Annotated in this window: 14 protein-coding genes; 4 read left to right on the top strand and 10 right to left on the bottom strand. The window is 54.7% G+C overall.

Annotated features, from left to right (window positions below; genetic code table 11):
- Nucleotides 1-19 precede the first annotated feature (19 nt).
- Both pstB and phoU read left to right on the top strand, forming a co-directional pair.
- Nucleotides 20-793 (top strand): phosphate ABC transporter ATP-binding protein PstB, encoded by a 774-nt coding sequence (pstB, locus tag HV157_RS14100; RefSeq protein ID WP_014172291.1) that lies wholly within the window; start codon nucleotides 20-22, stop codon nucleotides 791-793.
- Nucleotides 794-807: 14 nt separating this feature from the next.
- A complete protein-coding gene (gene phoU, locus HV157_RS14095) occupies nucleotides 808-1,533 on the top strand; it encodes a phosphate signaling complex protein PhoU (protein ID WP_008500182.1) in 726 nt (241 codons plus the stop codon).
- A gap of 84 nt (nucleotides 1,534-1,617) precedes the next feature.
- Here phoU and yieH read toward each other — a convergent pair whose 3' ends face one another.
- Nucleotides 1,618-2,283 carry a 6-phosphogluconate phosphatase gene (gene yieH, locus HV157_RS14090; protein ID WP_078775105.1) on the bottom strand — a complete coding sequence of 222 codons (666 nt, stop codon included), beginning with the start codon at nucleotides 2,281-2,283 and terminating at the stop codon, nucleotides 1,618-1,620.
- A 165-nt stretch (nucleotides 2,284-2,448) separates the two neighbouring features.
- On the opposite strand from yieH, the gene HV157_RS14085 reads away from it, so the two are divergent.
- Nucleotides 2,449-3,786 carry an NCS2 family permease gene (locus HV157_RS14085; RefSeq protein ID WP_138614807.1) on the top strand — a complete coding sequence of 446 codons (1,338 nt, stop codon included), beginning with the start codon at nucleotides 2,449-2,451 and terminating at the stop codon, nucleotides 3,784-3,786.
- An 87-nt stretch (nucleotides 3,787-3,873) separates the two neighbouring features.
- Here HV157_RS14085 and HV157_RS14080 read toward each other — a convergent pair whose 3' ends face one another.
- The 9 genes from HV157_RS14080 to rpmH form a co-directional block, all read right to left on the bottom strand.
- Nucleotides 3,874-4,440 carry an NADPH-dependent FMN reductase gene (locus tag HV157_RS14080; RefSeq protein WP_182268056.1) on the bottom strand — a complete coding sequence of 189 codons (567 nt, stop codon included), beginning with the start codon at nucleotides 4,438-4,440 and terminating at the stop codon, nucleotides 3,874-3,876.
- A gap of 36 nt (nucleotides 4,441-4,476) precedes the next feature.
- Nucleotides 4,477-5,223, bottom strand: coding sequence for a hypothetical protein (locus HV157_RS14075; RefSeq protein ID WP_014172296.1), 747 nt, complete (start codon nucleotides 5,221-5,223; stop codon nucleotides 4,477-4,479).
- A 122-nt stretch (nucleotides 5,224-5,345) separates the two neighbouring features.
- Complete coding sequence (gene yidZ / locus HV157_RS14070; RefSeq protein WP_182268057.1) at nucleotides 5,346-6,317, bottom strand: HTH-type transcriptional regulator YidZ; 972 nt, start codon at nucleotides 6,315-6,317, stop codon at nucleotides 5,346-5,348.
- Nucleotides 6,286-7,461, bottom strand: a complete 1,176-nt coding sequence (locus tag HV157_RS14065; RefSeq protein WP_020882757.1) for an MFS transporter — start codon at nucleotides 7,459-7,461, stop codon at nucleotides 6,286-6,288. Before HV157_RS14065 ends, yidZ begins: the two co-directional genes overlap by 32 nt.
- Before the next feature lie 111 nt (nucleotides 7,462-7,572).
- Nucleotides 7,573-8,937: a tRNA uridine-5-carboxymethylaminomethyl(34) synthesis GTPase MnmE gene (mnmE, locus tag HV157_RS14060; RefSeq protein ID WP_182268058.1), complete on the bottom strand. Its 1,365-nt coding sequence runs from the start codon at nucleotides 8,935-8,937 to the stop codon at nucleotides 7,573-7,575.
- Nucleotides 8,938-9,009: 72 nt separating this feature from the next.
- Complete coding sequence (gene yidC, locus HV157_RS14055) at nucleotides 9,010-10,653, bottom strand: membrane protein insertase YidC (protein WP_014172300.1); 1,644 nt, start codon at nucleotides 10,651-10,653, stop codon at nucleotides 9,010-9,012.
- Between the two features lie 2 nt (nucleotides 10,654-10,655).
- Entirely contained in the window at nucleotides 10,656-10,913 is a 258-nt protein-coding gene (yidD, locus tag HV157_RS14050) for a membrane protein insertion efficiency factor YidD (RefSeq protein WP_001307474.1), read from the bottom strand.
- The gene (gene rnpA, locus HV157_RS14045; protein ID WP_014172301.1) at nucleotides 10,877-11,236 is read right to left on the bottom strand and encodes a ribonuclease P protein component; all 360 of its coding nucleotides are present in this window, start codon (nucleotides 11,234-11,236) and stop codon (nucleotides 10,877-10,879) included. The genes yidD and rnpA overlap by 37 nt, the downstream gene beginning before the upstream one ends.
- 16 nt (nucleotides 11,237-11,252) lie before the next feature.
- Entirely contained in the window at nucleotides 11,253-11,393 is a 141-nt protein-coding gene (rpmH, locus tag HV157_RS14040; protein WP_000831330.1) for a 50S ribosomal protein L34, read from the bottom strand.
- 600 nt (nucleotides 11,394-11,993) lie between these two features.
- Here rpmH and dnaA point away from each other — a divergent pair.
- Entirely contained in the window at nucleotides 11,994-13,391 is a 1,398-nt protein-coding gene (dnaA, locus tag HV157_RS14035; protein WP_020882755.1) for a chromosomal replication initiator protein DnaA, read from the top strand.
- The last annotated feature ends 1 nt before the right edge of the window (nucleotide 13,392 follow it).

Below are 13,392 nucleotides of genomic sequence, written 5' to 3'. Positions count from 1 at the left end.
CGAATGAGGAAATGAGTCAATGAGTATGGTTGATACTGCCCCGGGTAAGATTCAGGTTCGTGATTTGAACTTCTACTACGGCAAATTCCATGCCCTGAAGAACATCAACCTGGATATCGCCAGGAACCAGGTCACGGCATTTATCGGTCCGTCTGGCTGTGGTAAATCCACGCTGCTGCGTACCTTTAACAAAATGTATTCGCTCTATCCGGAGCAGCGTGCCGAAGGTGAAATCATCCTGGACGGCGATAACATTCTGACCAACAGCCAGGATATCGCCCTGCTGCGTGCGAAAGTCGGGATGGTGTTCCAGAAACCGACGCCGTTCCCGATGTCCATCTATGACAACATCGCCTTTGGCGTACGTCTGTTTGAAAAGCTCTCCCGTACGGATATGGATGAGCGCGTTCAGTGGGCTTTGACCAAGGCCGCATTATGGAACGAAACTAAAGATAAGTTGCACCAGAGCGGTTACTCTCTCTCCGGTGGTCAGCAGCAGCGTCTGTGCATTGCGCGTGGTATCGCCATTCGCCCGGAAGTGTTGTTGCTGGATGAGCCGTGTTCAGCTCTGGACCCGATCTCTACCGGCCGTATTGAAGAGTTGATCACCGAGCTGAAGCAGGATTACACCGTGGTTATCGTGACCCACAACATGCAGCAGGCTGCGCGTTGTTCCGATTACACGGCGTTTATGTACCTGGGCGAGTTGATTGAGTTCAGTAATACGGACGATCTGTTCACCAAGCCCGCTAAAAAGCAAACAGAAGACTATATCACCGGTCGTTACGGTTGATTCAGGAGCGCGCTATGGACAATCTCAATCTTAACAAACACATTTCAGGCCAGTTCAACGCAGAGCTGGAAAGTATTCGCACTCAGGTGATGACCATGGGTGGCATGGTTGAGCAGCAGCTTTCCGATGCCATTACCGCGATGCACAACCAGGACAGCGAGCTGGCAAAGCGCGTTATCGAAGGTGATAAAAACGTCAATATGATGGAAGTCGCCATTGATGAAGCCTGCGTGCGTATTATCGCCAAGCGTCAGCCAACGGCGAGCGACCTGCGTCTGGTTATGGCGATCATCAAAACCATCGCCGAGCTGGAGCGTATTGGTGACGTTGCAGATAAAATCTGCCGCACCGCGCTGGAGAAATTCTCTCAGCAGCACCAGCCACTGCTGGTGAGCCTCGAGTCGCTGGGTCGTCATACCGTGCAGATGCTGCATGACGTACTGGATGCCTTTGCGCGAATGGATCTGGACGAAGCGGTACGTATCTACCGTGAAGACAAGAAGGTCGACCAGGAGTATGAAGGCATCGTGCGTCAGCTGATGACCTACATGATGGAAGACTCCCGTACGATCCCAAGCGTCCTGACCGCGCTGTTCTGCGCGCGTTCAATAGAGCGTATCGGTGACCGTTGCCAGAACATTTGCGAATACATCTTCTACTTCGTGAAAGGACAGGATTTCCGTCACGTTGGCGGCGATGAGCTGGACAAGCTGCTGGCGGGTAAAGATCCGAAAGAGTGATGCGCTAACATGCCCGGTGCTGCTGCGCTTACCGGGCCTGCGAGCGCTATAGGCCGGATAAGCGTCAGCGCTATCCGGCTTTTTTCAGCGAGTAATATTCCACCCGCGAGCCTTCCACAATTCTGGCAGCTGCGCCAGATTGGTGAAGGTCGTCACTTTTGGATGATCGATTGGTTTGTTGTGCGGATCGGCGCAGAAGTAAAACACCTCCATACCCGCATCAATTCCCGACTGCGCTCCCGCAGAAGAGTCATCCACCAGAATGCAGTTCGCCACGTTAACGTTCATCGCTTTTGCTGCATGGAACATCAACGCCGGGTCTGGCTTCCAGCGCTGGATATCGTAGCCGCTGAACAGTTTTTCCGGGAAGTGGTGCAACATTTCAAGCTTACCCAGCGAGTGCTGCATTTTGCTGACCGGACCGTTCGAGACCACGCAGATGGGCACCGTCATCGCATCCAGAAGCGCATTCGCCCCGGCAATGACTTCCAGCTCGGAGTCGAAGAGGCGTGCGACCTCGGCGCGGTAGACCGGCTCCAGATCTGCTTTCGCCAGATCCACACCGTGCTCTTCGTTAATGATGTCGATGATCTCGTAGAGCTTCACGCCTTTAAAGCGTTTAAACACCTCTTCGAGATCCAGCGTAATGCCAAATTCCCTGAACATGGTCACATACGCGCGGGAACAAATGACCTCACTGTCGACCAGCGTACCGTCGCAGTCGAAAAATACCGCTTCAATTCCGGACATGCCTTTCCCTTTTTACAAGTTTAACGTTTACGTACGGCAGTTTAATGAGACGCAATCGTTGCCGTATAAGCAAAATCAATGAAAAAAGTATCTTGTAACCGCCACTATTGTCGCATTTTGGTATAGGATAGCGACGAATTTTCCCTCCTTGTTCGGAAATTGATGATGAGTCAACAACACACTACCCAGACATCTGGTCAGGGTCTGCTTGAGCGCGTGTTTAAACTGCGTGAGCACGGCACAACGGCACGCACCGAAGTGATCGCCGGTTTCACCACCTTCCTGACGATGGTCTATATCGTTTTTGTTAACCCACAAATTTTGGGCGTTGCTGGCATGGACACCAGCGCCGTCTTCGTGACCACCTGTCTGATCGCTGCGCTGGGCAGTATCCTGATGGGTGTGTTCGCTAACCTGCCCGTGGCGCTGGCCCCGGCAATGGGTCTGAACGCTTTCTTCGCGTTCGTGGTCGTCCAGGCGATGGGTCTGCCATGGCAGGTCGGCATGGGCGCTATCTTCTGGGGCGCGGTTGGCCTGCTGTTGCTGACTATTTTCCGCGTACGTTACTGGATGATAGCCAATATTCCGGTGAGCCTGCGTGTGGGCATTACCAGCGGTATTGGTCTGTTTATCGGCATGATGGGTCTGAAAAACGCAGGCGTTATCGTGGCTAACCCGGACACGCTGGTGAGCATCGGTCACCTGACCTCGCACAACGTGCTGCTGGGCGTGCTGGGCTTCTTTATCATCGCTATCCTGGCTTCGCGCAATATTCATGCGGCCGTGCTGGTTTCCATCGTGGTCACCACGCTACTGGGCTGGATGCTGGGCGATGTGCAGTACAAAGGGATTGTCTCCGCGCCACCGAGCGTATCTACCGTCATTGGGCACGTCGATCTGGCAGGCTCCCTGAACCTGGGTCTGGCGGGCGTGATTTTCTCCTTCATGCTGGTTAACCTGTTTGACTCCTCCGGTACGCTGATTGGCGTGACCGACAAAGCCGGCCTGGCGGATGAGAATGGGAAATTCCCGCGCATGAAGCAGGCGCTGTTCGTTGACAGTGTCTCCTCTGTCACCGGCGCGTTTATCGGTACATCGTCTGTTACCGCTTACATTGAATCCTCTTCAGGTGTCTCTGTGGGTGGCCGTACCGGTCTGACGGCGGTTGTGGTGGGTATCCTGTTCCTGCTGGTGATCTTCCTGTCACCACTGGCGGGCATGGTGCCTCCGTATGCAGCAGCCGGCGCGCTGATCTACGTGGGGGTGTTAATGACCTCCAGCCTGTCGCGCGTGAAGTGGGATGATTTAACCGAAGCGGTGCCTGCGTTTATTACCGCGGTGATGATGCCGTTTAGCTTCTCGATCACCGAAGGTATCGCGCTGGGCTTTATCTCCTACTGCGTCATGAAGATTGGTACCGGTCGCTTCCGCGACCTCAGCCCGTGCGTTATCATTGTGGCGCTGCTGTTTGTGCTGAAGATTGTTTTTATTGATGCCAAATAAACAGAAAGCCCTTTTCGTCGAAAAGGGCTTTTGTGTTTGCGCCCTCTCCCGGTGGGAGAGGGCCAGAGTGAGGGTGTCAGGCTACGTTTAAGCTTTCACTCGCTTAATATAATCACCAAACGCGGTGAGCTGGCCAGAAAGATGGTCACGCGTACTTTTATCCACCACTTCACCCGTCTGCGGGTCGACCTTGTTCTGAATCACGCCCCCCATAAATTCCGGTTTGTTCATTACCATCGCATCCAGGAAGACCAGGATCTGACGCAGATGGTACTGGCAGCGTGCCCCGCCAATCGCGCCCATAGAGCTGGTCTGGATCAGCACCGGTTTACCCGACAGCGGCTGCTCCGGGAGACGGGATAACCAGTCAATGGCGTTCTTCAGGCCACCCGGGACGGAGTAGTTATATTCAGGCGTAACAATCACCACGCCGTCTGCCTGGCGGATCTGCTCTGCAAGCGCTTCTACGCTCTGTGGAAACCCTTCTTCCTGCTGCACATCCGCGTCGTAAAGCGGAATGTCGCCAATCGATGGCAGGGCGCTAATGTCCATACCTGCCGGTGCCAGCTGAGGCAGCGTGCGGGCAACCATCCCGTTAAATGAACCTTTGCGCAGGCTTCCCAGTAACGTAACAACTTTCAACGTATCAGACATGATTACTCCTGTTTCATCATGATGACCCTGAATGGATCAGCTAAGGGTATATGCTTTTTCTGCCGGTAAACTGGTTAATCTCATCAGGCGCGCGGCGGGTTCGTTGGCTCGCTCGGGCACATCCGGAAGGCTACTCCATCCGTGTTGACTGTCAAATTCCCAGATTTTCAATCGTTCGATGGCGGGGGTCACCGCGATGGACCAAATCAGTACGTCTTCGGCATCGCTGAGCGCCTCTACCAGCGTGGCTTTAGCGGAACGCAGACGTCCGGAGCCTGGAAGCAATTGCAGCAGGCTGGCGTCGTCTGATGCACAGCCACAGAGCTTTCGAATGCTCTGGCGTAAGGTAATGAGCTGAGCTCTGGCCTCGATGGGATCGTTCTGGTTACGCACCCACAGCTTTTCATTGCTGGAAAGCGGGTAGTCATCGTGCGGGTTCGCGCCGTGGAAGCCGCGGGTTGCGTGCTGAAGCTCCATGTCCAGGCCGCAATCCCCTTCAGTGGTGAGCGCGACGCCAATGATATTGCCCGTATAGGCAATGGAGAAACGCGGCAGCTCCGGGTCGGCAAAGACCGGGCGGCCTTCAGGTTGGGTGAGGATATCCGGCAGTTCACTGGTGCCGTACAGCATGAACATCAGCTCAGCGAGAAGCGCGCGGGATGCCAAAAACCGCGTCCGGCGATGCTCCGGCAGTTTACGTGCTTCCTGGTGACACGCGGATGAAATTCTGGCCGATACGAGATGTCCCTCTGTCAGTATCCCTCTTGCAAAGTGCGTTGCCATTTTTCGCTCCTTGATAATGGTCGTATTCGGTTAAACGGTTACATGATTATCGCTTAACTTGCCTTCTGTTTTAATCAGTAAATGGGAGTAAGAGAAGCCTGAGGACCCAACTTTACATTTTCTTAGGCAAAAATAAGCGCTGGAGCGGCATATAGCGCTTTGATTGTCTCACGGAGCCAGAGGATTTTCGGATTATGGCTGTTTCGTTTATGCCAGATCAGCGTGAAAGGAACGGTCAGTTTTTCAGCCTGGGCTTCATCAATGGGAATGGGCAGGGCGATCAGCTTACGCTGGTGGAGTTGATTATAGTGATGACAGTAGTATGGCGCCGTGGCGATGTAGTTATGGCCGGGCTGCGCCGCCATAAACATCGACTGTTCGAAACCGGGCAGGCTCATGGCGATATTACGCTCACGTCCCATCTCTCTGAGCACCTCATCAAGCGCCCAGGTGTCGCTGCGCTCCCAGAAGATGCTGATATGCGGATAGCGGAGGAAAGTCTCCAGGTTCCACTTTTCCTGAAGAGCCGGATGATCTTCGCGCAAATAGACGCAGGGGCGGTCGCTGAACAGAATTTCGTAGTCGATAAACCACGGCATGAGCTTCAACAGCTCGCGGGAGCGCGGATGCGTTTCACGGCCCGTGAAGCCAAGATCGACTTCTCCGCGCGTAATGGCATCCACCGAGTCGTAATCCCAGTGGCGCATCTTTACCGTGGCCTGTGGATAGCGCTGATTGACCTGCTCGAGCAGGGCATTAAAGCGGATCAGCATCAGAGGCGTTTCCGCGGCCAGCACGAACGTCAGCCCGCCCGGGGAGTCATGATGGAATTTATCGAGGATCTGATTGCCAATCTGCATCCAGTCGGCCAAATCCTGCTCCAGGCTCATCGTCAGCGGTGTCGGCAGCAGGCCTAACGGTGTTTTCACAAACAGCGGATCGTCAAACCAGTCGCGCAGTTTCGCCAGCGATTTACTTACCGCGGACGGGGTCACGTTCATCCGTTTCGCGGCTTTGGTTACGCTGCGCTCCTGCAGCAAAAGCTGCAGGCACAACAACAGGTTAAGATCGAGACTGCTGATTGGCTTCTTCATAATGGGCCGCGGGCTGGATGACCATAAGTAAGGTGATGCAGAGCATGCTACAACCAATCAGAATCCCGATCAGCATATTGAGCGCATTAAGGCCGATGACCGCCGCCAGCCATATCCACAGCGACGAACCGCAGACCTGTGCAATACCCAGCACCGAGCTTGCCACACCCGCGCGCAGCGAGAACGGGCCAAGTGCCTGACTCATCGCCACGCCAAAGCCGACGGAGAAGCCGGCGCAAATCAGCGTAATCCCTACCAGCATCAGCGCATGTGTGCTGGTGGTCGCCAGAATCCCCCCCGCAGCGAGGAACAGCACCTGCGAGGTTAGCATGAGCGTGCGCTGACGGAAGATATTCAGTGCGAACGGCGTCGAGAACGAGACGGCCATACTGACCATCGCGGTAAGTGCCATCACGGTGGAATACTCACCGCGATCAAACCCCATGGTCTCCATCAGCAACACCGGGGAAACGTTTACATACGTCAGGATCACCGCCACGCTCAGTGTGGTAATGGCCAGGCGACTCAGGAAAAAGCGGTTTAGCAGCGTCTCGGCCGGATGAAGGGTTGCCGTATGGCCTGCGTTTTGCGAGCCTGGATGGGTCTCTTTCAGCACCGTGATCGAGAGGATAAAGACCAGCGCGCCCATGGCCGCCATCGTCCAGAACAGGCTCTGCCACGGGAATTTCAGCATGATCAGATAGCCCACCACCGGCGCCATCACCGGAATGATGCAGGTAATACCGTTGAGCATGGAAAGCACTTTGGCACGCCGCTGAGCGCTTAAGGTATCGCGCAGGATGGCGAAGGCCACCACATAACAGCCACCGGCACCTATTCCCTGGATAAAGCGTCCTGTCAGGAACAGGGTACTGTCCTGGGCCAGGGAACAGAGCATTGACGCCAGCGCGAAGATGATGGCACAGGTAATGGCCACGGGCTGACGACCCGCTTTGTCCGCGATTTTCCCGGCAAATACCATCGATGATGCCATCCCGGCGAGATAGGCCGAAAACGCAATATGCAGCTGCGCCTCGCTGGCACCCAGATCGCGGGCAATGTGCGGCAGCCCCACCAGATACATATCAATACCCGATGGATAAAGCAGAACCAGCGCAAAACTACAAAACAGAAAACGAGCCATAAACCCCCCATAGATGCAGGCAAGCAGAATAGGGGGATAAAAGGGATTAGGCGAGTTGCCATTTGGACAAAGGTGATTTCCTCCCGGGAAATCACCTTTAATCAGCGGTAATTATTTGCCGATACAGAAGCTCGAGAAAATCCGTCCCAGCAGATCGTCCGAGGTAAATTCGCCGGTTATCTCACTCAGATTTTGCTGCGCCAGACGCAGCTCTTCAGCCAGCAGTTCACCCGCCCATGCGCCAAGCAGCTGCGCTTTCCCCTGATCGAGGTGGCGTGCCGCGTCTTCCAGCGCCTGAAGGTGACGACGGCGCGCAAGGAAGCCGCCTTCCATACTGGTATCAAAGCCCATGCTCTGTTTGAGATGGTTGCGCAGGTCGTCAACGCCTTCACCGGTACGGGCCGACAGGCGAATAAGTGAGTGGCCATTCACTTCACTGATACCCAGCGTTTCGCCGGTTACATCCGCTTTGTTACGCACCACGGTGATCGGCAGTTTTGCCGGCAGGCGGGCAATAAAGTCGGGCCAGATGTCCGCCGGATCAACGGCATCGGTCGTGGTACCGTCCACCATAAACAGCACGCGGTCAGCCTGCTCAATCTCTTGCCAGGCACGTTCGATACCGATGCGCTCTACTTCGTCACTGGCGTCGCGAAGACCTGCCGTGTCGATGATGTGCAGCGGCATACCGTCGATATGAATATGCTCACGCAGCACGTCACGGGTGGTACCGGCGATGTCGGTGACGATCGCCGCTTCACGGCCCGCCAGGGCGTTGAGCAGGCTCGATTTACCGGCGTTAGGGCGGCCCGCAATCACGACCTTCATCCCCTCGCGCAGCAGGCTACCCTGACGTGCTTCGGCACGCACCGCGTCGAGATCGGCCATCACGCTATTGAGCTGAGCTTCAATTTTACCGTCAGAGAGGAAGTCGATCTCCTCATCCGGGAAATCGATAGCCGCTTCGACATAGATGCGCAGGTGAGTAAGTGCTTCCACAAGATGATTCACGCGCACCGAGAACGCGCCCTGAAGCGAGTTCAGTGCGGAGCGGGCTGCCTGCTCGGAGCTGGCGTCGATCAGGTCAGCAATTGCTTCTGCCTGTGCGAGGTCGAGCTTGTCGTTCAGGAAGGCACGCTCGGAGAACTCACCTGGCTTTGCAATGCGCAGGCCCGGCAGCGTCAGAATGCGTTTTAACAGCAGGTCGAGGATGACCGGGCCACCGTGGCCCTGCAGCTCCAGCACGTCTTCTCCGGTAAAGGAGTTCGGGCCCGGGAACCACAGCGCAATGCCCTGGTCCAGCGGCGTGCCGTCAGTGTCTTTAAACGGCAGATAATCAGCGTAGCGCGGCTTTGGCAGTTTACCCAGCACCGCTTCGGCGACCTCGCGGGCCTTCAGGCCGGAGATACGCAGAATGCCTACACCACCGCGTCCCGGTGGGGTTGCCTGGGCGACGATAGTGTCGTTATGGCTCATGGTTGGTCTCGTTCAATACAAATAAAAAAGGCGGTCAATCGACCGCCCTTATTTTAGCGTTAACTTACCGAATCAGGACTTTTTCTTTTCGCGGCTATGCAGGCCACGTTTTTCCAGACCACGGTAAATCAGCTGCTGCTGGATAATGGTCACCAGGTTGCTGACGATATAGTACAGCACCAGACCTGACGGGAACCACAGGAAGAACACGGTGAAGATGACCGGCATAAAGGTCATGATCTTCTGCTGCATCGGGTCGGTCACGGTGGTCGGCGACATCTTCTGGATGAAGAACATCGTTACGCCCATCAGGATCGGCAGGATGTAGTACGGGTCCTGTGCAGACAGGTCATGGATCCACAGGGCGAACGGCGCGTGGCGCAGCTCAACGGAACCCATCAGCATGTAGTACAGCGCAAGGAAGATTGGCATCTGAATCAGCAGCGGGAAGCAACCACCCAGTGGGTTCACTTTCTCTGCTTTATACAGGGCCATCATCTCCTGGCTCTGACGCTGTTTGTCATCGCCCAGACGCTCACGCATTGCCTGAATCTTAGGCTGCAGCATACGCATCTTCGCCATGGAGGTGTACTGCGCTTTAGTCAGCGGGTACATGATGCCACGTACGATGAAGGTGATAACGATGATGGAGAAGCCCCAGTTACCCAGGAAGCTGTGGATGAACTTCAGCAGCTTAAACAGCGGCTGAGAGATGAACCACAACCAGCCGTAGTCCACGGTCAGATCCAGGTGCGGCGCAACGGCAGCCATTTTGTCCTGGATTTCCGGACCGACCCACAGGGTGCTTGCCAGCTTACCGGTTTGACCCGGCTGTACCAGAACCGGCTGAGATTTGTAGCCAATGGCTGCAAGACCGTTACCCAGGTTCGCGGTATAGAAGTTGTTAGTACCGTCGTTGGTTGGCACCCACGCAGTGGCGAAATACTGCTGCAGCATTGCCACCCAACCGCCTTTAGCGCTGACGTTCAGGTTTTCGTTATCGGCAATGGTGTCGAATTTGTATTTCTCGTACTTCGCATCAGGCGTGGAGTACGCCGCGCCACGGAAGGTATGCAGCGCAAAGTTGCTGCTTCCGGTGTCACGGTGAGACGGCAGATTGATGGACTGCTTCAGCTGACCAAAGGTCGACAGTTCCAGCGGTTTCGCACCGGTGTTCTGAACGCTGTAGCCCACGTTCACCGCATATTCACCGCGTTTCAGGGTGAAGGTTTTGGTGAAGGTGTTGCCCGCGGCGTCGGTGTAGGTCATCGGGATAGCGATTTCGTTCTGACCATCAGCCAGCACGAAGGTCTCTTTCTCGACGTTGTACAGTGGACGCGCACCGTTAGCCGGGTTATCCGGGCCATCACGACCGGTCAGGCCGCTCTGAGCCTGGTAGATAAACTCAGGCGTGGTTTCCAGTAACTGGAACGGTTCGTTAGACTTCAGCTCTTTTGGGTAGGTCAACAGCAGCGCCTGCTCAACATCACCACCACGGGTGTTGATAGTCAGCTCAAGCACATCGGTCTTAACCGTAATCTGTTTCCCCTGGCCACTGGCCGGTACGCCCTGGTCGGCGGCGCTACCCGCTGCGGTGGTCGTAGTCTGCGTGGTCTGCTGCTGGGGTTGAGGATTTTTATCCTGCTCCCATGCCTGCCAGATCATGAAAGACACGAACAACAAAGCGATGATAAGAAGATTGCGTTGCGAATCCATCGTTAGTGTTCTCTGGTATCAAAGGGTCCTGGCGGGACGGGATCGTCTCCACCTGGGTGTAAAGGGTGGCATTTTAATACGCGTTTCACCGTCAACCAACTGCCTTTTATCACTCCAAACCTGCGCAATGCCTCAATTCCGTAGCTTGAGCATGTTGGCGTGAAACGGCAGTGCGGCCCGAGTAGCGGACTAATCAGGCGTTGATAGACCCGAATGAGGGCTATCAGGACCCGCGAGCCAGGCGACAATGGCGGCGCCATAATTTTTCCAACGCTTCCGAGAGAGCACGGTTATCGAGGTCGGCAACCCCTTTTTTAGCCACCACCACGAAATCCATTGAAGGCAGTTCGTGCTGACGTAAACGGAAGCTTTCACGCGTCAGACGTTTAATCCGATTGCGTTCATGCGCACGCTTAACGTTTTTCTTGGCGACAGTAAGACCGATGCGGGGATGCCCCAGCGAATTCAGGCGGCCGAGGATGGTGATTTGCGGCGTGCCAGCCCGTTGTGGCTGCTGGAAGACGAAAGTGAAATGAGTGGGAGTTAACAAACGTAACTCCCTGGGAAATGCTAGCTTAACCACTCAGGGGTTAGCTTTATTACTTGGAAACGGTCAGACGAGCGCGGCCTTTAGCACGACGACGTGCCAGAACCTGACGACCATTTTTAGTAGCCATACGAGCACGGAAGCCGTGAGAACGGTTGCGCTTCAGTACAGACGGTTGAAAAGTGCGTTTCATGGCGATTTCTACCTAAACTTGAATAAATTCACTGACTTTTGCGTATACCCGAACGAGTTTCGAACGACTAACGCCTCAGCGTGGGTGATTAAAGAGGCCGGATTGTAATAATTGTACACTCCGGAGTCAATTCTCTTTCCTTATTTCCCGCGTATTTCCGCACGTTTTCGCGTGGAAAATGAGCAACGGACGACGCAGGAAGATGAGCACCACGCGCCGGGTCGAGGATTATACGGCCTCCCAAACAAAGCGCAAGGATCGTCCCGGATCTTCGTTAGATCATTTAAGCAAGAAATTGTCTGTGCTCATTAATTTTTCCAATATGCGGGCTAAATCGTAGGGTACTCACCCCAGGATCGTTTACACTTACCCGGTTTCCGATCTTCCTGTGGATAAATCGGGAAGAATCTGTGAGAAACAGAAGATCTCTGGCTCAGTTTAGGCTATGATCCGCGGTCCCGATCGGGATCCAGCGATCCTGGCCGGGTATAACCGCATATAGCGGTTCGCACATCACCCTTTTGCACAGGGTCATGTCGATGTGCGCCAACAATCATGAATATTCAATAGTTTTCTTTTATTGTTCGAGTGGAGTCCGCCGTGTCACTTTCGCTTTGGCAGCAGTGTCTTGCCCGATTGCAGGATGAGTTACCAGCCACAGAATTCAGTATGTGGATCCGCCCCTTGCAGGCGGAACTGAGCGATAACACGCTGGCTTTGTATGCGCCAAACCGTTTTGTGCTCGATTGGGTAAGGGATAAATACCTTAATAACATCAATGGACTGCTGAATGATTTCTGCGGATCCGATGCGCCTCAGCTACGCTTTGAAGTGGGAACAAAACCGGTCACGCAGACCGTGCGTGAAACGGTAAATGTGGCAATACCTGCTCAGGCAGCCCCCGCGCCGGCACCGCGCGCCCTTCCGGCGACCCGTTCGGGCTGGGACAACGTGCCTGCTCCGGCAGAGCAAACCTACCGTTCTAACGTCAATGTTAAACACACGTTCGATAACTTCGTTGAAGGTAAATCGAACCAGCTGGCGCGCGCGGCGGCACGCCAGGTTGCAGATAACCCCGGTGGTGCCTACAACCCGCTGTTCCTTTATGGCGGCACGGGTTTGGGTAAAACGCACCTTCTGCATGCGGTAGGCAACGGCATTATGGCGCGTAAGCCAAATGCGAAAGTGGTGTATATGCACTCCGAGCGCTTCGTTCAGGACATGGTAAAAGCCCTGCAAAACAATGCGATCGAAGAGTTTAAACGCTACTACCGTTCTGTTGACGCACTGCTTATCGATGACATCCAGTTCTTTGCCAATAAAGAACGATCCCAGGAAGAGTTTTTCCACACCTTTAATGCGCTGCTGGAAGGTAATCAGCAGATCATTTTGACGTCGGATCGTTATCCAAAAGAGATCAACGGCGTTGAAGATCGTCTGAAATCCCGTTTTGGCTGGGGCCTGACCGTGGCGATCGAGCCACCGGAACTGGAAACCCGCGTCGCGATCCTGATGAAGAAAGCCGATGAAAACGACATTCGCCTGCCGGGTGAAGTGGCGTTCTTTATTGCCAAGCGTCTGCGCTCCAACGTCCGTGAGCTTGAAGGGGCACTGAACCGCGTGATTGCCAATGCCAACTTCACCGGCCGTGCGATCACCATCGATTTTGTGCGTGAAGCGCTGCGCGATTTGCTGGCACTGCAGGAAAAATTGGTCACTATCGACAATATTCAAAAGACGGTGGCCGAATACTACAAAATCAAAGTGGCAGATTTGCTGTCTAAACGTCGTTCCCGCTCGGTGGCGCGTCCGCGTCAGATGGCGATGGCGCTGGCAAAGGAGTTAACCAACCACAGTCTGCCGGAGATCGGCGATGCGTTTGGTGGCCGTGACCATACGACCGTGCTGCACGCTTGTCGTAAGATTGAGCAGTTACGCGAAGAAAGCCACGACATAAAAGAAGATTTTTCCAATTTAATCAGAACATTATCATCGTGAC

It is taken from the genome of Enterobacter sp. RHBSTW-00318, assembly GCF_014101375.1.
Taxonomy (GTDB): Bacteria; Pseudomonadota; Gammaproteobacteria; order Enterobacterales; family Enterobacteriaceae; genus Enterobacter; species Enterobacter ludwigii.
Note: the sequence above shows the minus strand (reverse complement) of the source record. Positions and strands in the feature narration are given on the sequence as shown.